This is a genomic window from Pseudomonas sp. WOUb67 (assembly GCF_050058005.1).
Taxonomy (GTDB): Bacteria; Pseudomonadota; Gammaproteobacteria; order Pseudomonadales; family Pseudomonadaceae; genus Aquipseudomonas; species Aquipseudomonas putida_R.
Genome location: NZ_CP170112.1, coordinates 4,677,520 through 4,702,911 on the forward strand (window position 1 = coordinate 4,677,520; position 25,392 = coordinate 4,702,911).

Annotated in this window: 25 protein-coding genes and 1 pseudogene; 14 read left to right on the forward strand and 12 right to left on the reverse strand. The window is 63.3% G+C overall.

Going from position 1 to position 25,392, the window contains the following annotated elements; genetic code table 11:
* Positions 1-81 precede the first annotated feature (81 nt).
* Positions 82-2,250, forward strand: coding sequence for a malate synthase G (locus ABOC32_RS20765; RefSeq protein ID WP_426808662.1), 2,169 nt, complete (start codon positions 82-84; stop codon positions 2,248-2,250).
* Positions 2,251-2,376: 126 nt separating this feature from the next.
* On the opposite strand, the gene ABOC32_RS20770 is transcribed toward ABOC32_RS20765, so the two are convergent.
* Entirely contained in the window at positions 2,377-2,958 is a 582-nt protein-coding gene (locus ABOC32_RS20770; RefSeq protein WP_426808663.1) for a flavin reductase family protein, read from the reverse strand.
* A 198-nt stretch (positions 2,959-3,156) separates the two neighbouring features.
* Between ABOC32_RS20770 and ABOC32_RS20775 the strand changes: the two genes are divergently transcribed.
* Both ABOC32_RS20775 and ABOC32_RS20780 read left to right on the forward strand, forming a co-directional pair.
* The gene (locus ABOC32_RS20775) at positions 3,157-3,495 is read left to right on the forward strand and encodes a hypothetical protein (protein WP_086974247.1); all 339 of its coding nucleotides are present in this window, start codon (positions 3,157-3,159) and stop codon (positions 3,493-3,495) included.
* Positions 3,496-3,675: 180 nt separating this feature from the next.
* The gene (locus tag ABOC32_RS20780) at positions 3,676-5,109 is read left to right on the forward strand and encodes a PLP-dependent aminotransferase family protein (protein ID WP_426808664.1); all 1,434 of its coding nucleotides are present in this window, start codon (positions 3,676-3,678) and stop codon (positions 5,107-5,109) included.
* Here ABOC32_RS20780 and ABOC32_RS20785 read toward each other — a convergent pair.
* On the reverse strand, positions 5,102-6,298 hold the full coding sequence (locus ABOC32_RS20785) for a cyanate transporter (RefSeq protein WP_426808665.1): 1,197 nt from the start codon (positions 6,296-6,298) through the stop codon (positions 5,102-5,104). The two genes, ABOC32_RS20780 and ABOC32_RS20785, sit on opposite strands and share 8 nt — an antisense overlap.
* A gap of 201 nt (positions 6,299-6,499) precedes the next feature.
* On the opposite strand from ABOC32_RS20785, the gene ABOC32_RS20790 reads away from it, so the two are divergent.
* Positions 6,500-6,937, forward strand: coding sequence for a carboxymuconolactone decarboxylase family protein (locus tag ABOC32_RS20790; protein ID WP_086974250.1), 438 nt, complete (start codon positions 6,500-6,502; stop codon positions 6,935-6,937).
* A 258-nt stretch (positions 6,938-7,195) separates the two neighbouring features.
* A pseudogene (locus ABOC32_RS20795) lies at positions 7,196-7,857 on the forward strand (transposase).
* Positions 7,858-8,090: 233 nt separating this feature from the next.
* Here the strand turns inward: ABOC32_RS20795 and ABOC32_RS20800 are convergent.
* A complete protein-coding gene (locus tag ABOC32_RS20800; RefSeq protein ID WP_426808666.1) occupies positions 8,091-9,101 on the reverse strand; it encodes an AraC family transcriptional regulator ligand-binding domain-containing protein in 1,011 nt (336 codons plus the stop codon).
* A gap of 168 nt (positions 9,102-9,269) precedes the next feature.
* Between ABOC32_RS20800 and ABOC32_RS20805 the strand changes: the two genes are divergently transcribed.
* From ABOC32_RS20805 to ABOC32_RS20815, 3 genes are read left to right on the forward strand one after another with little or no spacing between them, the layout of a single operon-like run.
* On the forward strand, positions 9,270-10,454 hold the full coding sequence (locus ABOC32_RS20805; RefSeq protein ID WP_426808667.1) for an acetyl-CoA C-acyltransferase family protein: 1,185 nt from the start codon (positions 9,270-9,272) through the stop codon (positions 10,452-10,454).
* Between the two features lie 13 nt (positions 10,455-10,467).
* Positions 10,468-11,316, forward strand: a complete 849-nt coding sequence (locus ABOC32_RS20810; protein WP_426808668.1) for a 3-hydroxybutyryl-CoA dehydrogenase — start codon at positions 10,468-10,470, stop codon at positions 11,314-11,316.
* Positions 11,317-11,328: 12 nt separating this feature from the next.
* On the forward strand, positions 11,329-11,910 hold the full coding sequence (locus ABOC32_RS20815; protein WP_426808669.1) for a TetR/AcrR family transcriptional regulator: 582 nt from the start codon (positions 11,329-11,331) through the stop codon (positions 11,908-11,910).
* A 113-nt stretch (positions 11,911-12,023) separates the two neighbouring features.
* On the opposite strand, the gene ABOC32_RS20820 is transcribed toward ABOC32_RS20815, so the two are convergent.
* Genes ABOC32_RS20820 through ABOC32_RS20840 form a run of 5 tightly spaced genes read right to left on the reverse strand, consistent with a single transcriptional unit; the run spans position 12,024 to position 18,523 of the window.
* The gene (locus tag ABOC32_RS20820) at positions 12,024-12,401 is read right to left on the reverse strand and encodes a response regulator (RefSeq protein WP_009686481.1); all 378 of its coding nucleotides are present in this window, start codon (positions 12,399-12,401) and stop codon (positions 12,024-12,026) included.
* Positions 12,402-12,445: 44 nt separating this feature from the next.
* Positions 12,446-13,672 (reverse strand): hybrid sensor histidine kinase/response regulator, encoded by a 1,227-nt coding sequence (locus ABOC32_RS20825; RefSeq protein WP_426808670.1) that lies wholly within the window; start codon positions 13,670-13,672, stop codon positions 12,446-12,448.
* Positions 13,666-14,241 carry a chemotaxis protein CheB gene (locus ABOC32_RS20830; RefSeq protein WP_426808671.1) on the reverse strand — a complete coding sequence of 192 codons (576 nt, stop codon included), beginning with the start codon at positions 14,239-14,241 and terminating at the stop codon, positions 13,666-13,668. Before ABOC32_RS20830 ends, ABOC32_RS20825 begins: the two co-directional genes overlap by 7 nt.
* A complete protein-coding gene (locus ABOC32_RS20835) occupies positions 14,238-15,059 on the reverse strand; it encodes a CheR family methyltransferase (protein ID WP_426808672.1) in 822 nt (273 codons plus the stop codon). Before ABOC32_RS20835 ends, ABOC32_RS20830 begins: the two co-directional genes overlap by 4 nt.
* Entirely contained in the window at positions 15,056-18,523 is a 3,468-nt protein-coding gene (locus ABOC32_RS20840) for a response regulator (RefSeq protein ID WP_426808673.1), read from the reverse strand. The genes ABOC32_RS20835 and ABOC32_RS20840 overlap by 4 nt, the downstream gene beginning before the upstream one ends.
* A 248-nt stretch (positions 18,524-18,771) precedes the next feature.
* Here ABOC32_RS20840 and ABOC32_RS20845 point away from each other — a divergent pair, with 248 nt between their 5' ends.
* Positions 18,772-19,122, forward strand: a complete 351-nt coding sequence (locus ABOC32_RS20845; protein ID WP_426808674.1) for a response regulator — start codon at positions 18,772-18,774, stop codon at positions 19,120-19,122.
* A gap of 111 nt (positions 19,123-19,233) precedes the next feature.
* On the opposite strand, the gene cobF is transcribed toward ABOC32_RS20845, so the two are convergent.
* Positions 19,234-19,983 (reverse strand): precorrin-6A synthase (deacetylating), encoded by a 750-nt coding sequence (gene cobF, locus ABOC32_RS20850; RefSeq protein ID WP_426808675.1) that lies wholly within the window; start codon positions 19,981-19,983, stop codon positions 19,234-19,236.
* Positions 19,984-20,050: 67 nt separating this feature from the next.
* Entirely contained in the window at positions 20,051-21,340 is a 1,290-nt protein-coding gene (locus tag ABOC32_RS20855) for an OprD family porin (protein WP_426808676.1), read from the reverse strand.
* A 360-nt stretch (positions 21,341-21,700) separates the two neighbouring features.
* Between ABOC32_RS20855 and ABOC32_RS20860 the strand changes: the two genes are divergently transcribed.
* The 3 genes from ABOC32_RS20860 to ABOC32_RS20870 all read left to right on the forward strand — a co-directional run bounded on the left by ABOC32_RS20860 (position 21,701) and on the right by ABOC32_RS20870 (position 23,149).
* Complete coding sequence (locus tag ABOC32_RS20860) at positions 21,701-22,060, forward strand: histone-like nucleoid-structuring protein, MvaT/MvaU family (RefSeq protein ID WP_043196132.1); 360 nt, start codon at positions 21,701-21,703, stop codon at positions 22,058-22,060.
* Positions 22,061-22,281: 221 nt separating this feature from the next.
* Positions 22,282-22,809, forward strand: a complete 528-nt coding sequence (gloA, locus tag ABOC32_RS20865; protein ID WP_426808677.1) for a lactoylglutathione lyase — start codon at positions 22,282-22,284, stop codon at positions 22,807-22,809.
* A 97-nt stretch (positions 22,810-22,906) separates the two neighbouring features.
* Entirely contained in the window at positions 22,907-23,149 is a 243-nt protein-coding gene (locus ABOC32_RS20870) for a hypothetical protein (RefSeq protein ID WP_043196135.1), read from the forward strand.
* 126 nt (positions 23,150-23,275) lie between these two features.
* Here ABOC32_RS20870 and ABOC32_RS20875 read toward each other — a convergent pair whose 3' ends face one another.
* On the reverse strand, positions 23,276-24,097 hold the full coding sequence (locus ABOC32_RS20875; RefSeq protein WP_426808678.1) for a shikimate 5-dehydrogenase: 822 nt from the start codon (positions 24,095-24,097) through the stop codon (positions 23,276-23,278).
* Positions 24,098-24,258: 161 nt separating this feature from the next.
* Here ABOC32_RS20875 and ABOC32_RS20880 point away from each other — a divergent pair, with 161 nt between their 5' ends.
* Positions 24,259-24,606, forward strand: a complete 348-nt coding sequence (locus tag ABOC32_RS20880) for a hypothetical protein (RefSeq protein WP_426808679.1) — start codon at positions 24,259-24,261, stop codon at positions 24,604-24,606.
* A 94-nt stretch (positions 24,607-24,700) separates the two neighbouring features.
* Positions 24,701-24,883: a hypothetical protein gene (locus tag ABOC32_RS20885; RefSeq protein WP_016499110.1), complete on the forward strand. Its 183-nt coding sequence runs from the start codon at positions 24,701-24,703 to the stop codon at positions 24,881-24,883.
* A gap of 91 nt (positions 24,884-24,974) precedes the next feature.
* Here ABOC32_RS20885 and ABOC32_RS20890 read toward each other — a convergent pair whose 3' ends face one another.
* Positions 24,975-25,289, reverse strand: coding sequence for a chemotaxis protein (locus ABOC32_RS20890; RefSeq protein ID WP_426808680.1), 315 nt, complete (start codon positions 25,287-25,289; stop codon positions 24,975-24,977).
* Positions 25,290-25,392 lie beyond the last annotated feature (103 nt).

Consider the following 25,392-nt stretch of genomic DNA (forward strand, 5'->3'; position numbering starts at 1 on the left):
ACCTGTGGGAGCGGGCAAGCCCGCGAAGAGGCCGGTACAGGCGACTGAATTCCCGTAGACCGATCATCGAGCGAACAGATAATGCCAAACGAACTCCAGGTTGCCCCCACCCTCCAGCGCTTCATCGAAGACGAAGTCCTCCCCGGCACCGGCATCGAAGCCGCCACCTTCTGGCAAGGCTTCAGCACCCTGGTCCACGACCTCGCCCCGCAAAATCGTGCCCTGCTCGCCGAACGCGAGCGCCTGCAAACCGAGCTGGACAACTGGCACCGCCAGCACCCCGGCCCGGTCCGCGACATGGCCGCCTACCAGCACTTCCTGCAAGGCATCGGCTACCTGGTCGACGCCCCCGAAAACGTGCAGATCAGCACCGTCAACGTCGACCGTGAAATCGCCGTGCAAGCCGGCCCGCAACTGGTCGTGCCGCTGAGCAATGCCCGCTACGCCCTCAACGCCGCCAACGCCCGCTGGGGTTCACTGTACGATGCGCTGTACGGCACCGATGCCATTGCCGAAAGCGCTGGCGCCGAACGCGGCCAGGGCTACAATCCGGTACGCGGCGCCAAGGTGATTGCCTATGGCCGGCAATTCCTCGACGCCAACGCGCCCCTCGACGGCGCTTCACACAGCGACGCCAAGGCCTATGCGATCAACCAGGGTACGCTGCAGGTGACGTTGGCCGACGGCCGCCAGGTCGGGTTGCAGAATCCTGCACACCTACAGGGCTACCAGGGTGAGCCGAACACACCCACGGCGATCCTGTTGCAGCACCACCATCTGCATTTCGAGATCCGGATCGACCCGACCAGTGCAATCGGCCAGCAGGACCTGGCCGGGGTCAAGGACATCGTTCTGGAAGCCGCACTGACCACCATCATCGACTGCGAAGACTCGGTAGCTGCCGTGGATGCCGACGACAAGGTCAACGTCTACCGCAACTGGCTGGGCCTGATGAAGGGAGACCTCAGCGAGCAGATCAGCAAAGGCGGCAAGGCCTTCAGCCGCACCCTGGCCGCCGACCGCCAGTACCAGGGTACAAACGGCCAACCCCTGACGCTGCCGGGCCGCTCGCTGCTGTTCATCCGCAACGTCGGCCACCTGATGACCAACCCGGCCATCCACGACCGCGATGGCCGGGAAATCCCCGAAGGCATCCTCGATGCCGTGGTCACCAGCCTGATCGGCCTGCACGACCTAAAGCGCCGCGGCAACTCCCGCGAAGGCAGCCTGTACATCGTCAAGCCGAAGATGCACGGGCCGGCCGAAGTGGCCTTCGCCGACCAGCTGTTCGGCCGTGTCGAGGCACTGCTGGGCTTGCCTGCGCACACCCTGAAGATGGGCATCATGGACGAGGAGCGGCGCACCAGCGTCAACCTCAAAGCCTGCATTGCCAGTGCCGCGTCACGGGTGGTGTTCATCAACACCGGCTTCCTCGACCGCACCGGGGACGAGATGCACAGCACCATGGAAGCCGGCGCCATGCTGCGCAAGGGCGACATGAAAGGCAGCGCCTGGATCCAGGCCTACGAACGCAGCAACGTGCTGGTCGGCCTGGCCTGTGGCCTGCGCGGCAAGGCGCAGATCGGCAAGGGCATGTGGGCCATGCCTGACCTGATGGCAGCCATGCTGGAACAGAAAGTTGCCCAGCCAAAGGCCGGTGCCAACACCGCCTGGGTGCCGTCGCCCACTGCCGCTACGCTGCATGCGCTGCACTACCACCAGGTGGACGTAGCCGCCGTGCAGCAGGCGCTGGAACAGGTTGACCTGAATGCCCAGCGCCAGGCGTTGCTGCATGACTTGCTGAGCATTCCAGTGAGCCCCGAACGGCCGTGGAGCGCCGCGGATATCCAGGCCGAGCTGGACAACAACTGCCAAGGCATCCTCGGTTACGTGGTGCGCTGGGTCGAACAAGGGGTCGGCTGCTCCAAAGTGCCGGACATTCACAATGTGGGCCTGATGGAGGACCGCGCCACCCTGCGCATTTCGGCGCAGCACATTGCCAACTGGCTGCACCATGGGGTGGTGGATGACGCACAAGTCGAAGCGACCCTGCAGCGCATGGCCAGGGTGGTGGACCAGCAGAATGCCGGGGACCCGGCGTACCGGCCAATGGCGGCCGGTTTCGAGGCATCGCATGCCTTCCGCGCTGCACGGGAGCTGGTGTTCAAAGGGCGGCAGCAGCCAAGCGGCTATACCGAGCCGTTGTTGCATGGTTGGCGGTTGCGCTTCAAGCAAGACCTTTTGCACTGAAAATGACAGGGCCGCTTTGCGACCCATCGCCGGCAAGCCAGCTCCCACAGGGATAGCGCCAAACCTCAGGGCGGCGCAGCACCTGTGGGAGCTGGCTTGCCGGCGATGAGGCCGGTGCATGTGGACTCAACCCTGCGAATCGACCACCACCGCCTCGCCAATCGCATAAAAATGCCCACCCGCCACGTAGTGCAAGCTGCGCCACTGCGGGTCGGCATGTTCATAGGCCCAGTGCCCATCCCGGAACACCCGGTCATCCGCCCAGGCCGCCACTACCTCGCCAATGAACAGGTCATAGGTGCTCTGGTTGTGCGGTTCATCGATCACCCGGCACATCAGCCAGGCCGAGCAACCTTGCACCAGCGGCGCCGCATGCCCTTCGACCCGCGCCAGTTGCACACCGATGCTGGCCAGCTTGTCAGGCTGGTCGAACAGGCTGCGGGTACCGACCTGGTGAGTCAGGTGCGCCTGGGCCGCAGTCGGCACCTGAATCACGAACCAGCCACTGCCCTCCACCAACTGGCGGGTGCGGGCGATCTTGTCGAGCACCACGGTCACCTTGGGCGGGTCGAAATCCAGTGCGCAGGCCCAGGCAGCCGCCATCACGTTGTCCACCCCCTCGTGGCTGGACGACACCAGCACCGTCGGGCCATGGTTCAGCAGGCGATAGGCCTTTTTCAGGTCGACGGGTTGGAAATGGCTGTTCACGGCAATCCTCGGCAAGGCAGGTATCAGACGGGCGAATTGTGCCGCAGACCTCTGCCACCTGCCAGTCAAGGGGTGGCATTCCGGCGTCTTCGGAATTTTCCCACGGCCTTCTCAGAAGCGTCCTACTTGCTGCCTCTGCACCCAGAAAACAAGATCGGAGCTGGACAACGCAAGGTCGCGATCCAGAGGAGGCTCGGTATGCACCTGTACGCCCGCTCCATTGCCGAACTGCGCAGCAGCCTGCGCGAAATGCTGACCCATGACATCAGCAACCCCGATGAAGACCCCCATCTGTCGGGGGTGATGTTCTTCTGCGCCACCGACGAGCACTCCCGGCAACTGATCGAACGTATCGAGTTGCTGGCCAGCGAGGTGTTCTTCGACCCGAACGGGCGGGCCATCACCGAACACCTGAAAGCTGCCGCAGTGGATGGCGTGCGTATCAAGCGCAACCGCAAGGCGCCAGCGGACGAGACGGTGATCCGCATCGCGGTGGCGGACAAGGGCTATATCACCGTGAGCACCGCCCGGTTCTGAGTTTTTTGGGGCTGCTTTGCAGCCCATCGCCGGCAAGCCAGCTCCCACAGGACCGCGTCAAGCCTGATGCATACGCGATACCTGTGGGAGCTGATTTGCCGGCGATGGGCCGCAAGGCGGCCCCATGCCCTTCCCTGTCCAATCCGCTATCCTGAGCACTTCCCCGCTCCGGACCGCCCCATGGAACTGCACATTCGCCTGGAGGGCCGCAAAGGCCTGGCCGATCAGCTTTACCAGCAACTGCGCGCCGGTATCGACAGCGGCCACCTGGCCGCCGGCACCCAGCTGCCGCCAACCCGCCTGCTGGCCGAGCAACTGGGGGTGTCGCGCAAGACCGTGGCCGAGGCCTATTCGCGGCTGACCTACGACAACCTGCTCAGCGGCGTGGTCGGCCGCGGCACGTTCATCAGCCCGCGCCAACCACTGCGTACCAATGAATCCGCCAGTGTTCCCCTGGCCGGCGCCGCGTCCCTCGAACGCTGGCAGCAGCGCGCCACCGTACTCAGCCAACGCCAGTTGCAAGCGCCCTCGCGCTATGACTTTATCGGCGGTGCCTCGAACAAGGCCCAGTTCCCGTTCGACCAGTGGCGCAGCTGCCTGAACTACGCTTTGCGCCGCAGCCAGCGCCACCCCGAGCGACAGTTCACAGCCCAGGGCCTGCCGGAGCTGCGCGAGGCCATTGCCCACCACATCGCCTACGCCCGTGGCGTGCACTGCAGCGCGGCCGACCTGCTGGTGTGCAACGGCGCCCAGCAAGCACTGGACCTGATCGCCCGGGTGCTGGTCGAGCCAGGTTGCCAGGTGGCCATGGAAGACCCCGGCTACCCGCCGGCACGGCAATTGTTCCTGGCCCTGGGCGCAAACCTGCAGGCCGTGCCAGTGGATGATGAAGGCCTGTGCGTGGAGCAGATCGCCGAGGGCACCCGGCTGATCTACGTAACACCCTCGCACCAGTTCCCGCTGGGCATGCCGATGAGCGAGCCACGCCGCCACGCCCTGCTGGCACGGGCCGCCGAACTGGGTGCACTGATCATCGAAGACGATTATGACTGCGAGTTCCGCTACCACGGGCCGGCCTCGGATGCCCTGCAGCGCCTCGACCGGCATGGCCTGGTGGCCTACGTGGGGACCTTTTCCAAAACGCTGCTACCCGAGTTGCGCCTGGGCTATGCCGTGCTGCCACCAGAGGTACTGCAGGCTGCCTGCGTGGCGAAGCACCTCAGTGACTGGCACAGCCCGACATTGCTGCAATGGGCACTGGCGCGTTTCTTGGGCGAAGGCCACCTGAACAAGCACATCCGTCGCTGCCACGAAATCTATAGCGCCCGGCGCGAGCGCATCCTGACGCGCCTGGGCGGTGACCTGTCGCCGTGGCTGAGTGCGATTCCCGCCAGCGCCGGCTTCCACCTCAGTGCCCTGGCCAAACCCGGGGTGGATGTCGAGTTGCTGGCCAACCTGGCGCGCAAGGTGGAAGTGGGCCTGTACTCGCTGGCGCCGTTCTTCAGCGAAGCGCCGGTACGCCCGGGGCTGTTGCTGGGGTTCGGCGCCATCGAACTGCTGGACATCGACCCGGCACTGGACCGGGTACGCGATACCCTGCAACGCCTCAGTTGACCGGCACGGGCTTGCCCGTTGCGGCCGGGCGCGCGATAGCTGCGGCATAGCCACGCGGGTTGAAGCAGGTGGTCACCAGCAGCATGGCCAGCACGGTCACGGTGAGCAGCGTCCACGACGCCTGGAAGTCGCCACTCACGTCACGCAGCCAGCCGGTGATGTACGGCACGATACCGGTGATGATGAAGCCGATGCCCTGCACGAACGCCGCCAGGCTGCCGGCCTCGGCGGGCGTCTTCAGGTGCTCCAGGGTCAGCGTCAGGCTCTGGCTGAAGCAGGCGCCCAGGCCAAAACCGATCATCGCCACCCACAGCCCCGAAGCCTGCGTGGGTGCCAGCAGCAGGCCGAGGAAACCGGCCAGCTGGATTGCCAGCGCCAACCACAGGCCTGGGCGGCGATCCGCCCAGCGCCGCAGCAACAGCGGCAACCCCAGTGCGCCGGCCACCTGGAAGACCGTCATCAGGCCCACCAGGTCTGCGCCGCCCTGAGCGCTGCCGCCGTGCTCGATGTGGTACGCCGGCAGCCAGGCCACCATGCTGGTGTAGCCGCCATTGATCAGGCCGAAGTACAAGGCCAGCAACCACGCCCGGCGCGTGCCGAACCAGTGCCCGCCAGCGGCCCCGGCCAGCTTTGGCGCCCCCTGCCGAGGCCGCAGCACGGCCCAGGCCAGCAGCGCCAGCAGCGCCGGGATCGCCCACAGGCCCAGGCCGACCTGCCAGTGGCCGAAATGGCCGCTGATATGCGGGCCAAGCACGGCAGCCATGCCGCCACCACTCATCAACGCCGCCGAGTACAGCCCCATCGCCCCCGCAAGGCGGCTGGGGAACCAGCGGTTGACCAGCCCCGGCATCATGCCCTGCACCACCGCCACGCCCAGGCCGGCGACCACCGCACTGGCGATAAGCGCCCAGGCGCTGTCCAGTTGCAGGCGCCACAGACAGGCCAAGGCAATGGCGGCCAGGCCACCGAGCATGCCGCCGTGCTCGCTGATCCAGCGGCGCAACCACGGCTGCAGCAACGGCACCAGGCCCATGCACAGCACCGGCAACGCCGTCAGCAGGGCGGCCTGCTGGTAGCCCAGGCCGGTGCTGGCGCGCATGGGTTCGAGTAACGGGCCGATACTGGTCAGGATCGGCCGCAGGTTCAGCGCCAGCAAAATCACCAGCAACAGGTTCAAGGCAGCTCTCATTGTGCATCGGTTCTCGGGTAGCAGGACACGGCCATTATCCCGGCTTGGCGGGCCTGGCAGAAATGAAGAGATTGGATGCTTGTCAGTGGCCACCTGAATGGACGATTGGACTCCGGCTTATGTGTGCAATTGGCTATCGGGGACGCCAAAGGGCAGCGCTACAGTAGAGCCATTCCCACCCCACACCCTTTGGAGACAGCCATGCACAACCGTATCGAATGGGCCAAGCACGCCCCGGAAGCCTACAAAGCCATGGTCGGCCTGGAACAGGCCCTGGCCAAGAGCGGCCTGGAGAGCTCGCTGCTGGAACTGGTGCGCCTGCGGGCTTCGCAGATCAACGGCTGCGCCTACTGCGTCAACCTGCACGCCAACGATGCGCGCAAGGCCGGTGAGACCGAAGCACGCCTGCAGACCTTGAGCGTGTGGCGCGAAACCGCCTACTTCACCCCGCGTGAACGTGCGGCGCTGGCCTGGGTCGAGAGCCTGACCCGCCTGCCTGAGCGTGGGGCTCCGCAGGGGGAGTACGAAGCCTTGCAGGAACACTTCGAGCCAGCAGAGGTGGCCAACCTGACCCTGGCGATTGCCACCATCAATGCCTGGAACCGCTTCGGGGTCGGGTTTGCCATGGTACCGGCCTGATCATTGCTCGGTAGCCTGTACCGGCCTCTTCGCGGGTAAACCCGCTTGTGTCTTGAGGTGGGATTAGAATCTGGAGTGAGAGCGGTGAATGGCCAGCTGAATGCCGCAGGTGCCATGAGCACGAGTGGGAGCACAAGCTGCCATTCACCGTTCCACTTTGGCGAGAGCCCAAACAGTTGGATGCGGCTCTGATCTCGAATCACAAGCGTGGGCCAAGCCAAAGTCCTCTCACTGTGTTGAGTTTAGGAGGTTTTGGTGATGGCTTCCTTCTTGGGTATCGATGTTTCCAAACTTTCTCTGGATGGCTGGGTGAGTCCGCAGGGCGTCAAAATTGCTGTGACCAATGACCCGGCTGGATTTGAGGCGCTGGAAAGGATCCTGCGCAAGTTCAGTATCAAGCGCGTCTTGCTAGAAGCTACAGGTGGCTACGAGCGTGATGTTCTGCGCTTTCTGCAGGACGCTGGCTACAAGGTCATACGCGTCAATCCCTTGCGAGCCAGGAAATTCGCTGACTCGATGGGCGAATTACTCAGCTGACTCGGGTCAAGGGCATTGGGATGGTGACAGCGGGCAAGCTTGTAACGTTGCTGCCAGAGCTAGGCCGCGTGGAATCCAGGGAAATAGCGTCCCTGGTCGGTGTTGCGCCGTTTAACCACGACAGCGGAAAGTCGGTCGGCAAGCGTTCAATCTCAGGAGGCCGGTTTGAGATCAGGCGGACGCTGTATATGGCCGTCCTTGTGGCTGTGAAGTACAACCCAGCGCTCAAGGCTCGGTATGAGGCGCTTCGCGATCGGGGCAAAGTAGCCAAAGTCGCTCTCGTGGCATGCATGAGGACCTTTATCGTACGGCTCAATGCGATGCTAAAAACGGGTACGCCATGGCGAGATTTGATCCTGCCTCAGCCGGCAGATGCAACGTAGATCAAGAAGGCAGCGTGATTGGTGTGGGAGCGGGCTTGCCCGCGAAGCAGGCGACGCGTTGGATGGCACGGGCTTCGCCCGTGTTCGCGGGCAAGCCCGCTCCCACAGTGATCGCGCAATCTTTTAGATTTTGATCAAGACAGTTGCTCCCACAAGTACTGCACAAATATCTGACTTAGTGCGATCCCTGTGGGAGCGGGTTTACCCGCGAAGAGGCCGGCACAGGTAACACATCAACGCCCGGCCAACCGCGCCCGATAGCTGCCGGGGCTCTGCCCGGTCCACTTCTTGAACGCCCGGTGAAACGCGCTGGGCTCCTGGAACCCGGCCTGCTCGGCGATCTCGGCAATGCTCAACACCCCCTCGCGCAATCTCTCGAAGGCCATCGCCCGGCGCACCTCATCCTTGATCTGCTGGTACGACCGCCCTTCCCGCTCCAGCTGCCGGCGAAACGTACTGGCACTGATCCCCTGCTGCTGTGCCAGCGCCGCCAAGGTCGGCCACTGCCCATAGTGCCGTGCACGCAGGTGCCGGTACACCTCGGCCACCAGCCCGTTCTGGTTGCGAAAACGGATCACCAACCCCTGCGGCGCACTGCGCAGGAAGGTTTTCAGGGTGGCCAGGTCCTGCACCACCGGCAGGCGCAGGTAGGCACTGTCGAACTCCACTTCCGTACGCCCGCTGCCCAGGCGCAAGTCCGGCCCCCACAGCAGCAGATCGTCGTCCTGGGCCGGGCGCGATACCGCCAGCTCGGTGCGGTCGATGGCAATCCGCCGCCCCGCCAGCCAGCACAACATGCCAATCATCAGCACCAGGTAGGTTTCCTCGGCATACACCCGGGTCAGCGGGTCGGCAATGTTCGACTGCACGCTGATCACCGCGCGCCCCCCGCGCACCGTCAGGCTGCCGCGCAGGTCACGCAGGAACAGGCCGAAGCCACCCAGGCACTGGCGCAAGGCCTTTTCCAGGTTCGGTTCAAGGATCAGCCCCCGGCAGATCAGGGCGAAACTGCCCAGCGGCATGCCATGGCTGTCGAGGCGGAAAAACTCGTCGTCCAGGCGCTGGATCTGTGCCAGCCACAGCTCGGAGAAGGCCTTGGCCGGTACGCGCGCCTGAGGCTGTTCAAGCAATTGCGGGTCGATGCCCGCGGCACGCAGCTGCGCATCACGCTCGGCGGGGCAGTCGCGCAGGGCGTGGAGCATGGCATTGAGAAAGTACACGGCGACCGAATCGCTATCGCGCATGGTGGTTTTCGCTGTCTATGCTGAGTGGCAAAAAGTGCCAGGTTGTTTGAACAGTTCCGGCATAGGCTGCAACAGAGCCTTTGCCTAGACTCGATCCCACTTCGGGACCGCCGGCCATTCTCGCAGAGCCAGGCCCGGTCCCGCCATGCCCAAGCTTACGGAGCCTCTATGAGCAGCCCAGAAATCTACGTCGTCAGTGCCGTGCGTTCCGCCATCGGTGGTTTTGGAGGCTCGCTCAAGGACCTGCCCCTGGCGGACCTGGCCACGGCCATCACCCGCGCCGCCATCGAGCGCTCGGGCGTGGCCGCCGAGCAGATCGGCCATCTGGTCATGGGCACCGTGATCCCGACCGAACCGCGCGATGCCTACCTGTCGCGGGTTACCGCGATGAACGCCGGCATCCCCAAGGAAACACCTGCCTTCAACGTCAACCGCCTGTGCGGCTCGGGCCTGCAGGCCATCGTCTCTGCCACCCAGTGCCTGCTGCTCGGTGATGCCGACGTAGCCGTGGCCGCCGGTGCCGAGTCCATGAGCCGTGGCCCGTACCTGCTGCCGCAGGCACGCTGGGGCGCGCGCATGGGCGACCTGCAAGGCATCGACTACACCGTCGGCGTGCTGCAGGACCCGTTCGAACACTTCCACATGGGCATCACCGCGGAAAACGTCGCCGCCAAACACGGCATTACCCGCGAGATGCAGGATGAACTGGCCCTGACCAGCCAGCGCCGCGCCGCCCGCGCCATTGCCGAAGGCCGTTTCGACAGCCAGATCGTCCCGGTGGAGCTGAAAACCCGCAAAGGCACCGTACAGTTCGCCGTGGACGAGCACGTGCGTGGCGACGTCACCGCCGAGCAACTGACCGGCATGAAGACCGTGTTCAAGAAGGACGGCACCGTGACGGCCGGCAACGCCAGCGGCATCAACGATGGCGCGGCCGGCCTGGTGCTGGCCAGCGGTGACGCGGTGCGTCGCCTGGGCCTGAAGCCGCTGGCGCGCCTGGTGGGCTATGCCCACGCCGGTGTCGAGCCCGAACTGATGGGCCTGGGCCCGATCCCGGCCACCCGCAAGGTGCTGGAAAAGACCGGCCTGAAACTGCAGGACCTGGACGTGATCGAGTCCAACGAAGCGTTCGCCGCCCAGGCCTGCGCCGTGGCCCGCGAGCTGGGCTTCGACCCGGAGAAGGTCAACCCCAACGGTTCGGGTATTTCCCTGGGCCACCCGGTGGGCGCCACTGGCGCAATCATCGCGACCAAGGCCATCCATGAACTGCAGCGCATCCAGGGCCGCTACGCCCTGGCCACCATGTGCATCGGTGGCGGCCAAGGCATTGCCGTGGTCTTCGAGCGCGTCTGAGGGAGCCTGACACATGAGCATTGAACAAATCGCCGTGATCGGCGCCGGCACCATGGGCAACGGTATTGCCCAGGTGTGTGCAGTAGCCGGCTACCAGGTGCTGCTGGTGGACGTTTCCGACGCGGCGCTGGAGCGCGGCGTGGCTACCTTGAGCAAGAACCTCGAGCGCCAGGTCAGCAAAGGCACCCTGGATGCGGACAAGGCGGCGGCGGCAAAAACGCGCATCCGCACCAGCACCGACTACGCCCAGCTCGCCAGCGCGCAGCTGGTGATCGAGGCCGCCACCGAAAGCCTGCAGCTCAAGCAGCGCATCCTGCAGCAAGTGGCCGCCAACGTCGCCGCCGACTGCCTGATCGCCACCAACACCTCGTCGCTGTCGGTCACCCAGCTGGCCGCCAGCATCGAACACCCCGAGCGTTTCATTGGCGTGCACTTCTTCAACCCGGTGCCGATGATGGCGCTGGTCGAGATTATCCGTGGCCTGCAAACCAGCGACAGCACCTACGCCCAGGCGCTGGTGGTGACCGAAAAGGTCGGCAAGACGCCGATCACCGCCGGCAACCGCCCAGGCTTCGTGGTCAATCGCATTCTGGTGCCGATGATCAACGAAGCGATCTTCGTGCGCCAGGAAGGCCTGGCCAGCGCCGAGGACATCGACACCGGCATGCGCCTGGGCTGCAACCAGCCGATCGGCCCGCTGGCCCTGGCCGACCTGATCGGCCTGGACACCCTGCTGGCGATCATGGAGGCCTTCCATGAAGGCTTCAGCGACAGCAAGTACCGCCCTGCCCCGCTGCTCAAGGAAATGGTCGCGGCCGGTTGGCTGGGGCGCAAGACCGGCCGCGGTTTCTTCACCTACTGAGGACAAGCCGCCATGCCCCCGGTCAATGCCGCAATGCGCTGTGCCAGCTTTGAAGAGCGACGTGACCGTGCCATGGCGCTGTTTGCCGAAAAGGGCTTTGGCCAGGTCAGCATGCGCGAGCTGGCAGCCCACGTGGGGCTGACGGCGGGCTCGCTGTACCACCACTTTCCCAGCAAGCAGGACCTGCTGTACGACTTGATCGAGGAGTTGTACGAAGAACTGCAGGCCACCCTGGACCAGGGCCGTAGGGCCATGGCCCGCGGGGCGTCGGCCTTGGGCTGCCTGATTGCGGCGCACTGGCAACTGCATGCCGAGCGGCCGATGCAGTTTCGACTGGCCGAGCGGGACCTGTGCTGCCTGAGCGACGACCAGCGGGCGCGGCTGGCGCTGTCGCGCAAGCGTTATGAGGCGGGGTTGCTGAGGCTGATCGCGCCGCAGGCGAAGTTGCAGGGGGAGGCATTGGTGGCCACGGCGCATGTGGTGGCGACGCTGCTGAACCAGTTGCCGGGGATGTTGAAGGCACTGCCCGAGGAACAGGGCTTGGGGTTGATGGAAAGCATGTTGATGGGGGGTATAGAACGGACCCTGCGATAGCCTGCACCGGCCCTATCGCCGGCAAGCCAGCTCCCACAGGTACTTACTGCACAGATTTTGAGGCCTGCAGAGTACCTGTGGGAGCTGGCTTGCCGGCGATAGGGCCATCAGCTCTAACGCAGCAGTGCCTGGATCTGCTCGTGCAAGGTATCCAGGTCAAACGGCTTGGCCAGGATCGGTGCCTTGCGGGTGATCGGGCTGCCCGACTCGAGAATCTCCGCCGGGTAGCCACTGATGAAGATCACCTTCAGGTCGGGGCGCAGCTTCACCGCGGGCTCGGCAATCTCCACCCCGGAGATGCCACCCGGCAGGCGGAAGTCCGTCACCATCAGGTCCAGGTGCGGTTTGCTGGCCAGGATGGCAAACGCCTGTTCGCCATCTTCGGCCACCAGCACGTGGTACCCCTCACCTGCCAGGTAATCACGCAAAATCATGCGAATCGCCGGTTCATCCTCGACGACCAAAACCACATCTTGTGCATCTTCACTCATGTTAACGCCTTGAAATTCTTACAGTTGGCCATCAGACCCCAGGCTTACGCAGAGGTTGCCCGCGCCTGGTCGTTTTGTTGTTCGAATGTAGCCAGCGGCAATTGCAAGGTAAAGGTTGCGCCTTTGCCCTCTTCACTTTCGACCTGAATGCGCCCGCCGTGGGCCTGGACGATCTGTTCCGAGATATACAGCCCCAACCCCAACCCGCCAATGGCCTGCTGGGTAGCGACCCGCTCGAACTGCTGGAAGATGCGCTGCTGGTTGGCCGCGCCAATGCCGATGCCCTGGTCCTGCACCTGCACGCATGCCAGGCCGCCCTGCGCGAACACGCGCACCGTTACCGGCTTGCGTTCACCGTAACGCAAGGCATTGGACAACAGGTTGGCCACCACTTGTTCAATCCGAAATTCGTCCCACTCACCCTGCAATGGCTCACAGCGTTGCAGTTCGATATGCGTGTCCAGTGCAGTGGCCTGGGCCGCAAAGTTCTCCACCAGGCCACGCACCAGTTGGCACAGGTCGCAAGCCTTGGGCCGCAGCGACAGCTTGCCGGTACGGATGCGCGACACATCGAGCATGTCTTCGATCAGGCGGATCAGGCTGTTGATCTGCCGCTCATCGCGCTCGACCATGGCCTGCAGCTTGTCCCCACTGAAGGCAGCAAGGTTGCCACGCGCCAGGTGCAGCTTACGCAGCTGGGTTTCCAGGATGAGGCCATTGAGCGGGGTGCGCACCTCGTGGGAGACGATCGACATGAAGTCATCGCGCATACGCACGGCATGCTCCAGCTCACCTCGCGCCGTCTGCAGCTGGGCCAGCAGCAGCTCCTGCTCCTGACGGCTGCGCTCCAACGCCTGCAACTGGCGGTCGAGCACCTTGCGCTGGCGGTACAGGTCGACGAACACCGACACCTTGCTCTTCACCGCCAAGGTATCGAGTGGCTTGTACAGGAAGTCAACCGCACCGCTCTCGTAGCCCTTGAAGGCATAGTTCATCTCGCGCCCGGCAGCGGTCACAAAGACGATGGGGATATTGCGGGTCTTTTCCGTGCCACGCATCAGTTCGGCCAGCTCGAAGCCATTCATGCCCGGCATCTGCACATCGAGAATGGCCAGGGCGAACTCGTGTTCGAGCAACAGCGACAACGCAGCTTCGGCAGACTGGGCCTGGTGCACCTCGCGGTCTTCGCCCTGGATCAGGGCGTCGAGGGCCAGCAGGTTCTCCGGCAGGTCGTCGACGATCAGCAATTTGGCGATGGTGTGGCTTAGCATGCGCAGGGTTCCAGGGCAGCGAGCAACTGCTCGATGCCACTCAGAGAAAGAATATGGTCGGGCTGGTGCAGGGCCAGGGCGGCCTCCGGCATCAGCGCCACCTGTGCGTCACGGGGGTCCTGGACGATGGTCCGGCCCCCATTGTTCTTGATATAGGCAAGCCCTTGGGCCCCATCTTCATTGGCACCGGTGAGCAGCACGCCAAGCAGGCTGTCGCCGTAGGCGTCGGCCGCGGACATGAACAGGTAGTCGATTGCCGGCCTGGAAAAATGCACCGGCGGCTCCTGGCTCAACGACACGGTGAAGTCGCGCTCCACCGACAGGTGGTAGCCCGGCCCGGCCACGTAGATATGCCCGGCGCGCAGCGGCTCCTTGTCTTGCGCCTCGTGCACCGGCTGGTGCAGGCGGCGCTGCAGCACTGCAGCCAGCTGACTGTGGCGGTTATCCGGCAGGTGCAGCACGCACAGTACCGGGACGCTGAAGCCGACCGGCAACCCGCCCAGCACCGTGAACAGCGCCGTCACGCCGCCTGCCGAGGCACCGATTACCACTGCACGCACGCCGTTCATGATTTGCGATAGATCCGTTCGGGTTTCACCAGCGGCTCGAAATGGTCGCTGTAGGCGGAGAAGTCCACCGACTCCTTGCTGCCCAGCACCAGAAAACCGCGGTGGCACAAGGACTCGTGGAACAGGCCCAGCGCACGGTCTTGCAGTTCCTTGTTGAAATAGATGAGCACATTGCGGCACGACACCAGCTGGGTTTCGGAAAACACGCTGTCGGTGGCCAGGCTGTGGTCGGCGAAGGTCACATTGTCACGCAGGGTGCTGTCCATGATGGCGTTGCCATAGGCCGCCGTGTAGTACTCGGAAAAGTCCCTGCGCCCACCGGCGATGCGGTAGTTCTCGGCGTACTCGCGCATGCTCTGCATCGAGTAGATGCCCTGCTTGGCCTTGTCCAGCGAATGCGGGTTGATGTCGGTGGCATAGATGATGGTGCGGTCCAGCAGGCCCTCCTCGCGCAGCAGGATGGCCATGGAATACACCTCCTCACCCGTGCTGCAGCCGGCAATCCACACCTTGATCGACGGCCAGGTGCGCAGCAGCGGCACCACTTCGTTACGCAGCGCCAGGAAGTGCCCCGGGTCGCGGAACATCTCGCTGACCGGGATCGTCAGGTACTGCAGCAACTGCATGAACATGCCGGGGTCATGCAGCACGCGCTCCTGCAGCGCCGACACCGTCAGGCAGTCGAACTGGCGCAGCGCGTGCAGGATCCGGCGCTTGATCGAAGCGCCGGAGTAGTTGCGGAAATCGTAGCTGTACTTGAGGTAGATGGCCTCGATCAACAAGCGGATTTCAATGTCGGTGTTACGTTCGCTAGTCAAATTCGCTCCAGTTGCGGCAACCAAACACGGATCAGCGAGAACAAGCGGTCCAGGTCGATCGGTTTGGCCAGGTAATCATTGGCACCGGCCTGCAGGCAACGCTGCTGGTCATCCTTCATGGCCTTGGCCGTCACGGCGATGATCGGCAGCTTGCGCCAGCGCGGTTGCTGGCGGATCAGCCGGGTGGCTTCGAAGCCGTCCATTTCCGGCATCATCACGTCCATCAGCACCAGGTCGATGTCGTCATGCTGCTCCAGGCGCTCGATGGCTTCACGCCCGTTGCGGCCGATCTCGACGATGGCGCCCTTGTGCTCCAGGGCGCTGGTGAGGGCGAAGATGTTACGCACATCGTCGTCCACCAGCAGTATCTTGCGGCCTTCGAACACCTTGTCGCGGCTGCGTGCGGTCTTGAGCATGCGCTGGCGTTCGTTGGACAGCTGCGACTCGACCTTGTGCAGGAACAGCGTCACTTCGTCCAGCAAGCGCTCTGGCGAACGTGCGCCCTTGATGATGATCGAGCGCGAGTACTTGAGCAGGTCGGCTTCTTCTTCGCGGGTCAGGTTGCGGCCGGTATACACGATCACCGGGGGGAAGGACCGGATATCCTCGGCGGTCATGCGTTTGAGCAGCTCGTTGCCGAGCATGTCGGGCAGCTTGAGGTCGATGATCATGCAGTCGTAGATGTTCTCGCGCAGCAGCTCCAGGGCGTCCTGGGCCATGGCCACGGCGGTGATTTCGACATCGTCGTCACCGATCAGGCGGGCAATGCTCTCGCGCTGCAGGTCATCGTCTTCCACCAGCAGGATGTGCTTGAGTTTCTGAGTCAGCTTGGCCTCCAGGCGGGCGAACACTTCCTTGAGCTCTTCGCGGCTGGTGGGCTTGACTGCATAGCCGACGGCGCCCATGTGCATGGCGGCCTCGACCCGGTCTTCGACAGAAATGATATGCACCGGGATATGCCGGGTGCCGGCCAGCTCCTTCAGGCGCTGCAGTACAGTCAGGCCGGAGTGGTCGGGCAGGCGCATGTCCAGCAGGATCGCATCAGGGATGTACTGGGCGGCCAGCTCGAAACCTTCGTCGGCGCCCTGCGCAACCAGGCAGCTGTAACCCAGTTCATGCGCGAGGTCGAACAGGATACGGGCGAAGTTCGGTTCGTCTTCGATCACCAGGATGCAGCGGTTGCTGAACGGGGCAAGCTCGCGGTCGTCGTCAAAGGCCTGAACCGCGCGTTTCGGCGCAGCCAATACCGGCACCTGCGGGGCCGGTGGCAGCGAGTCGACGGCCGGGCGCAGGCTGAGGGGTTCAACATCTTGCGCGTCACTTTCATAGCGCTCCGGCAGGATCAGGCTGAACACGCTGCCTTGGCCGGGGCTGCTGTCGACGTTGATCTGCCCGCCCAGCAAGTGCGCCAGGTCACGGGAGATCGACAGGCCCAGGCCGGTGCCACCATAGCGGCGGTTGCTGGTGCCATCGACCTGGTGGAACGCACCGAAAATGGCCTGCTGCTGGTCAGCCGCAATGCCGATACCGGTATCGCGCACGGCAAATACGATGCCAGTGCCGGGCTGGTAGCCGATGCTCAGGCTGACCGTGCCCCGTTCAGTGAACTTGATGGCGTTGGACAGCAGGTTCTTGAGGATCTGTTCCAGGCGCTGGCGGTCGGTAAACAGGGTGGCCGGCACCTGCGCCTCTGCAGTGACCTCGAACGTCAGCCCCTTGTGCCCGGCCAACGGCTCGAACATACCGCGCAAGCCTTCGACCAGGCGTACCACCTGGGTGGTTTCGGGCCGCACTTCAAGCTTGCCGGCCTCGACCTTGGCGATGTCGAGAATGTCGTTGATCAGGTTGAGCAGGTCGTTGCCGGCCGAGTAGATCGAATCGGCGAACTTGACCTGCTCATCGCTCAGGTTGCCCTCGGCGTTTTCCGACAGCAGCTTGGCCAGAATCAGCGAGCTGTTCAGTGGCGTACGCAGTTCGTGGGACATGTTGGCGAGGAACTCGGACTTGTACTTGCTCGAACGCTGCAACTCGTCCGCCCGCGCCTGCAGCTCTTCCTGGGCCTGGACCAGTTCGTCGTTCTTGCGGTCCAGCGCGTCGGTGCGTTCGGACAATTGCTCGTTGGTCTGTTCCAGCTCTGCCTGCTGGGTTTCCAGGTGGGCCTGGGACTCCTTGAGCACGCGGGATTGTTCTTCCAGCTCTTCGTTGGCGGTCTTCAGCTCTTCCTGCTGCACTTGCAGCTCTTCGTTGAGCTGTTGCGTCTCGGCCAGCACTTCCTGCAGGCGCTGGCGATAGCGGGCGCTTTCGATGGACATGCCGAGGTTGCCGCCCAGGCGCTCCATCATCTCGCTGTCGCGCGCCTCCAGAGGCCGCAGGAAGCCGAGCTCAATCACACCGTTGATCCCGCCATCGTCGATCGCCGGCATCAGCAGGGCGTTGCGTGGCAGACCGCTGCCAAGGCCGGAACTCAGGCGGTAGTAGTCTGCGGGAAGGTCTTCGAGGCACAGCAAGCGCGCCTCGCGCACAGCCTGCGCCAGCAGCCCGTCATGATCGGCCTTTACCTGCTCCCGGGCCTGCTCTTCAGCATCCAGGCCATAGGTTGCCACCCGCACCAGGCGGCCATGCTCATCGCGCACATACACCGCCCCCACCACGCTACCCATGTAAGCGGCAAAGAAACGCAGGATGTTGTCACCGAGCATGGGCAAGGTCAGCTGGCCCAGGACCTGCTCGGCCAACTGGGTCTGCCCGTTGCGCAGCCACGCCTGGTGCTCCAGGCGCTCGGCCGCACGCTGTTGGGCCTTGGCGTTTTCTTCGTAGCTGCCAGACAACGCCAGCAAGTCGCGGCGGCCCAGGTAGGCCAGCAAGCCACTGAGGCCGACGATGAACAGCACGAACACCGAAATGGCCGTGACGGTGACGCTGCTGACCTTTTCGTTGCGGGCCATGCGCAGTTGTTGCTCGGTGCTGATCAGGCCGTCGAATTCCTTGCGGATCTCGTCGGTCAGGCGCTTGCCGCGGCCATTGCCGATCGAGGCCTGATAGTCCCCTTGGGTGCGGCGCAGGGCGATCATCTCGCTGCCGAAGGTGTTCCAGGCTTGCTGCAGGGCAATCAGCCGGTCGATGCGGTCGACCTGCTGCGGGTTGTCCTCGACCATGCCGCGCAAGCTTTGCAGGCTGCCGAGAATGCGTGGCTTGGCCACCTCGTAGGGGTCGAGGAAGCGCTCGTCGCCGGTGATCAGGAAGCCGCGCATGCCGGTTTCCATGTCGATCGACAGTTTGACCGTTTCGTTGGCATTGCCGATCACGCGGTCGGTGTGCTCGACCCACTGCATGGCCGAAAGCAGGTAATTGATTACCGCGACGAAGGCCACGGCCCCCAGCAGGCCCACCCCCAGGGGGAGGCCGATGTTACGGCTCAACAGCTTGCGAAAGCTTCGCTGGTCCATCGAGGCTGCTTGAATCATGTGAAAACGCCCGAGCAAGAAAAGTCCATTGGAAAAGAGTGGCGGATCAATCGTTGTTGTTATCTGCCACTGCGCCGTCCTGATAAGCGAGTCTAACCAGCTTTACCGGGTCTGGCAGGGCATTTAGCCGCTATTTGAAGGTGGTGTGCGCCAAACGTTCCATCTGATTGCAGGGATCGGTATCCTCGGGAACTTCTGCTGCCAACCGGTGCACAGATTAAAGACATTCATTGCACAGGACCCGAACCATGCACCTTCTGGTAGTCGAAGATGACGACATCGTCCGTATGCTGATGGTCGAAGTGCTCGACGAATTGGGCTACTCGGTCATCGAAGCAGAAGACGCCGCAGCCGCGCTGCGGGTGCTCGAAGACCCAAGCCAGACACTGGCACTGATGATGACCGATGTGGGTTTGCCGGACATGCGCGGTGAAGTGCTGGCCGGTAAAGCGCGCGAGTTGCGCCCGCTGCTGCCCGTGCTGTTCGCCAGTGGCTATGCCGACAGCATCAATGTGCCCGAGGGCATGCACCTGATCGGCAAGCCGTTCAGCATCGACCAATTGCGGGACAAGGTGGTGGCCATTCTCGGTCCGGTTTGAGATTGGGGTTGCCTGTTCTGGCCTCTTCGCGGGTAAACCCGCTCCCACAGGGTTACGCTGCCCCTGTGGGAGCGGGTTCACCCGCGAAGAGGCCGGCACAGGCAACACACCTCACAACTCCCTGCGCAAGAGGTAAGTATCCATGATCCACCCCTTGCGCCGCCTTTCCTGCTCACGCACTTCCAGTATCCGTGCCTTCACCGCCAGTAATGGCCCGGCAATCAGCACTTCATCCTCGGTCCCCAGGTAAGCCCCCCAGTAGATAACCAGTTCCGGGTCATCCAGCTGGGCAAACGCGCCCTGCCCGTCGAGCATCACCACCACATTGTCGATAGGCCTCTGCCCGGCCAGGCGCCGCCCTGGCAGCACGGTCAGCGGCTCGCCGATGCGGTTGAGCGGCACCTGATGACGCGCCGCCAGCGCCTGCACGCTGCTGATACCCGGGATTATGCGCAGGCGCAGCGCCACGCCGCGCTCGCGGACCAGCTCGAGAATGCGCAGGGTGCTGTCGTACAGGGTTGGCTCGCCCCACAGCAGAAAGGCGCCGGCTTCCCCGTCGCCAACTTCCAGCTCGATCAATTGGGCATACAGCGCAGCACGCTGCCTGTGCCAGTCCTGCACCGCGCCCAGGTAATCATCCGCCTGGCCATCGCGCACGGGGTCGGCCACCTGCACCAGGCGATAACCACCCTCGGGACGGTAGCGTTGCAGAATGGCCTTACGCTGGCGAACCAGCTCATCCTTGTCGTCGCCCTTGTCGAGCACGAAGAACACGCAGGCGCTACGCAGCGCATCGACTGCTTCATAAGTGACCTGGCGCGGGTCACCCGCACCGATGCCGATCAACAACAGGTCTTTCATCGCCCTGCCCTTTGCGGGAACCAGCAGCCATTGTCAGGCGGCCGCCGGTATTTGGCAAAACGCCCGTTTAGAGGATCGAGAAGTTGTAGCTGACAATGACCCGTGTCTCATCCATGTCACGTGCCCACTTTTCGTAGTTGCTGCGGTAAGTCGAGTTACGCAGACGCACGCTGACATCCTTGAAAGTGCCACTTTGCACCTGGTACTTGAACTCGGTGTCGCGTTCCCATTCCTTGCCTTCGGCGCTGCTGCCCGGCACCTTGATATTGTCGCCGTTGATGTATCGGGTGAAGAATGTCAGGCCGGGCACACCCAGCGCCTTGAAGTCATAGTCGTAACGCACCTGCCAGGAACGCTCCTGGGCGGCGGCGAAGTCGTTGACCTGGGCATAGTTGACCAGGTACGGGTTGCTGCCATCCAGGTACGGCATGGCGCTGTCGCCGTACATCCGCTGCCAGCCGGCACTGATCTTGTGGCCACCCAGGCTGTAGCCGAGCATGCCGCTGAAGGCACGATGGTCGATTGCACCGGCGCGGGCATTGCCAATGTCATCACTTTTGATCAGGCGCAGATCGGCCGACAGGCTGCCCACCGCCAACGGCTGGCTGGCGACCAGGCCGAGGAAGTGCTGGCGGTAGATGTTTTCCAGCTTGGCCACCTGGTACTGGGCACTGATTCGCTCGTTGAAGCGGTAATCGACACCGGCCAGGTCGAAGTGGTCGGCTTCGATATCGCAGGCATAGCGCTTGTTCTTGCAGTGCACGCGAATATCCTGGCGGTCGGTGGAATCCCGCGCAGTGTATTTGTCCAGGCGGGCCAGGGTGAGCTTCAGGTCGCGCACTTCCTCAGAGGTGAGCATGGCGCCATGGAACATTGTGGGCAGCAGGCGGCCATCGTTGTATTTGAGCAGCGGCACATCCGGCATCATCGAACCGTACTTGAGCACGGTATTGGACACCTTGACCTTGGCCGCCAGGCCCATCTTCGCGTACTGGTCAGCCGAGTGCCGCGGATCGTGGCCGGAAGACGGCAGCAAGCCACTGTTACTGTCGGCCGGGCTGGAGTCGAGTTTGAAACCGAACATGCCCAGCGCATCCACGCCAAAACCTACCGGGCCCTGGGTATAACCCGACTGCACATTAAGGATGAAACCTTGTGCCCATTCTTCCCGCTTGGACGCACCTTGGCTGGAACTGCTGTGGCCGTCACGGAAATCCCGGTTGAAATAGACATTGCGTGCTTCAATCTTGGCACTGCTGTCTTCAAGAAAACCGGCAGCCTGGGCGTTGACGCCGGCACACAACAGGAACAGGCCGGCAACACGGCGCCCGGGGGCGAGGGGGAAAGGGGCAAACATGCGAGGAAACATCCAGAATCAAAGGCGAGTTAACACACTGTGGCACGAACTGGCCACGGCACTGCGACTAGGCCGAACAATCGCCGGCCATCATCTGAAATGATCGCGCAAAGGCTCTGGCACAGGCCATTGGACCATGGTCTAAACGTGCCGAAGGGCAAGGCCAAAAAACCCGGAAAATACCGCACGCAAAACTAGGAAAGTTCCCGCCTTACTTACAAAAGTTAGCAGTTTACCCAGTACCCATGAATGACTACACTCGATATCAGCGAACAGCGGAACCCACCCGCGTGGCTGGCGTTTTATGCGTATTCAATGTTCGTCACGCCCTGCCACGACAGACGTACAGGAGTGATTACAGTGTCCAGACTTGCAGAGTTTCGTGCTGCCGAAAAAGCGCTCCAGGAGCAGATGGCGCAACTGGAAGCCTTGAAAAAGGATGCCGGCCTCAAACGCGAAATCGAATTCGAGCAGAAACTAGTCGGCCTGATGAAAAGCTATGACAAGAGCCTGCGCGATATCATCGCCATCCTCGACCCCAAGGCGGTGAGCAGGGCTACCAGCACAGCGCCCAAGCAACAGCGCCGCCCGCGCGTGGTCAAGGTTTATCAGAACCCGCATACCGGCGAGCGGATCGAGACCAAAGGTGGCAACCACCGGGGCCTCAAGGCCTGGAAAGAACAGTACGGGGGCGCCACGGTAGAAAGCTGGGTACGCTGATGAAACGTCCACACTTGCTTCACACTTTTTTCACAAGGGCTGGCTCAGTATCGAGACAGCTAAAGGACTAGCGACCCCACGCGCCCGCACATGCGGGCCTCTAATTCCAGCGCCCTGCCTTGTGCAGGGCGCTTTCATTTGCGCAATCAGCGCACTGCCGTATCATGGCCAGCCTGTCTGTTTTGCCGGTGCCTTGCGCCGGCCCCGTCTCAGGAGTTCCCATGAGCCTGCACGATCTGCAAACCCTGCCTGGCGTCACCGCCCAACCGGATGCCGCTACCGCCCAGTTCGTCTTCAACCACACCATGCTGCGGGTCAAGGACATCGAGAAGTCGCTGGACTTCTACACCCGCGTGCTGGGCTTCCGCTTGGTGGACAAGCGCGACTTCCCGGAAGCCGCCTTCAGCCTGTACTTCCTGGCCCTGGTCGACCCGGCACAGATTCCCGCCGATGACGCGGCACGCCATCAGTGGATGAAGTCGATCCCTGGCGTACTGGAGCTGACCCACAACCACGGCACCGAAAACGATGCCGAGTTCGCCTACCACAACGGCAACACCGACCCGCGCGGGTTTGGCCACATCTGCATTTCGGTGCCGGATGTGCGCGCCGCCTGTGCGCGCTTCGAAGCACTGGCAGTACCCTTCCAGAAACGCCTGCAGGACGGGCGCATGAACCACCTGGCCTTCGTCAAGGACCCGGACGGTTACTGGGTCGAAGTGATCCAGCCGACCGAGCTCAAAGGCTAAGCGTTCGTCTGCGTTCGCTCGTCGGGCCGGGAACTCCCGGCCCCTTGCTGTGGTATATGAAGGTAACTGCTTCACATGCCACAGCGAGGTAAGGACGATGCAATCTCTTCACTGTGAATACCGCGAGCACACCATCACCGCCAGCGTGATGCCCCACCCCGACTCCCCCCTGCCCTATGCCGCCGGCTGCCTGATCACCGCACCCGACGGGCACACCAGCAAGCGCCTGTCGATGCCCATGAAGTTTTTCTCCGACCTTGAGAATGCGCAGCATGTGTCGCTGGCCCATGGCCGGGCCCTGGTCGACCAGCAGCTGGATGACGGGCACAAGGTGTTCTGACTTTGTTGTAGCCAGTACTGGCCCTTTCGCGGCTAAAGCCGCTCCCACAGGTACCGCACAGGTTTCAGATGCTGCGCTGTACCTGTGGGAGCGGCTTTAGCCGCGAAAGGGCCTGCACAGGAGTACCTAGATGTCCCGGGCGGAAGCCACTGCGGCATCCACCTGCGCCCGCGTCGGCCGTACTCCGGTGTACAGCACAAACTGCTCCAGCGCCTGCAGCGCAATCACCTCCAGCCCGGTAATAACCGGCTTGCCCAGCGCCTGGGCCCGGCGGATCAACGGCGTCTGCGCCGGCAGCGCCACCACATCGAACACCCGCTCTGCCGCCGCTATGGCGTTCTCGGAAAACGCCAAATCCTCGGCCTCCGGCCCGCCTGCCATCCCGATCGGCGTCACGTTCACCAGCATCGGCGGGCAGATGTCGCCCAGCTCAGGCAGCCAGCGATAACCACACACATCCGCCAACTGCCGACCAGCCTGCTCGTTGCGCGCAACGATGATGCCTTCGGCAAAGCCGGCATCGCGCAGGGCACTGGCCACCGCCTTGGCCATGCCACCACTGCCCCGCAGGGCAAAGGCGGTGCCCGCATCGACCTGATGTTGCGCCAGTAACTGGCGCACAGCCAGGTAATCGGTGTTGTAGGCCTTCAGGTGGCCATCGGTATTGACCAGGGTATTGACCGACTCGATGGCCGCCGCCGACGGGTCGATTTCGTCGACCAGGGCCATGCAGGCCTCCTTGTACGGCATCGACACGCCGCAGCCGCGGATACCCAGCGCGCGGATACCCGCCACCGCCGCAGGCAGGTCATCGGTGCGCATGGCCTTGTAGTAGAAGTCCAGGCCCAGCTGCTGGTAGAGGTGGTTGTGAAAACGTACGCCGAAGGTGCCGGGGCGGCCGGCCAGGGAGATGCACAGCACGGTATCCCTGCTGGGGGTTGTCGACATAACCTGCTCCTTTGTCATAACTGAAACGTTTTCGCAGCGTAACAGAGGCAACCACTGGTCGTCCCTTACACAACCTTTACCGTTCCCCTGTGCTCAGCTGACAGAGACTGGAGTCATATTAGTAAGGCCCCGTACGTGGGGTTTCTCTGCGAGGTTGCTCTATGAACCGTCACATTCCCGGAATCGCCCTGCTGGTCGGTGCCCTGGCCATCAGCGGGCCCGCTGCTGCCCACGGCGGCGGCCATGGCGGCGGTGGCTGGTATGGGCCGGGCCCGCTGCTGGGTGCGGCGGTGGTCGGCGCCGTGGTCGGCGCAACGGTTTATGGCGGGCGTGACCGTACAGTGTACGTCGAACGCCAGCCAGTTTATTACGGGCCGCCGCCGGTCTACGTGCAACCGCCGCCGCAGCCAGTGTACTACCAGCCCTACTACGCGCCGGCGCCACCGCCCCCGGTCTACCGCACCTACTACGGCCCGCCGCCGGTGTATTACGGCCCGCCGCGCTGGTAACGGTTGATAGAACTAATGACCACTATCGAGGAAGTTGATTTCAAACCGACCAGGCCGCTGCGTATGGTAGAGCCATGTTTCACAGGAGGTCCTCATGGCCACTATCCAGATCATGTCCGTTGTCGGCAGCGCCGTCCCCACTTCACTGCGTGAGCAGGGCCTGCTGGCGTGCTGGTACCTGGTGCGCAACGGCGAAGCCGTGAGCGGCCCGATGCCATCCCTTGCCTCAGCGCAGGCGCTGGCTGAACAGTTGCAACCAGGCACCTTGGTCGCCTGATCCGAATTTGTTGTGCGTTGCTCCCTACGCCCTTATGGCCCACCAATCTGGTGGGCTTTTTTTTGCCCGGCCCTGTCACCTCAGCGTTGCCTCAACGCTGGGCGCTACGGCCCAGCTGGCTGGTCAGCGCCAGCACTTTGCCTTGCAGCCGCCCTACGGTCAGCACCAACTCGTTGCGCTCCCTGGCGAGCTGATCCGCTTTGGCCTCTGCCTCCCTACGGGCGTCCCGCTCAATGTCCAGCAGCTCGGTCAGGCGGCGGATGACTGCAATATCTGCGCTGTCCATCGCACGCTCGGCTGCATCCCTGGACAACCACTTGCGCAGCCACAGAAATGCACCTAGCAACACAGTGCCCGTACCGCTCAGCCAAGTGACTGTGCCCGGGCCGAGGTCGGTCGGATCCATGTAAACCTCATTACAAATGATGATGCGACGAGCCCTGGACAAAAATGCCTCACGGGCTTTCCTTGTTGATGAATTTAATTTAGCCTACAGCTAACATTGTCAC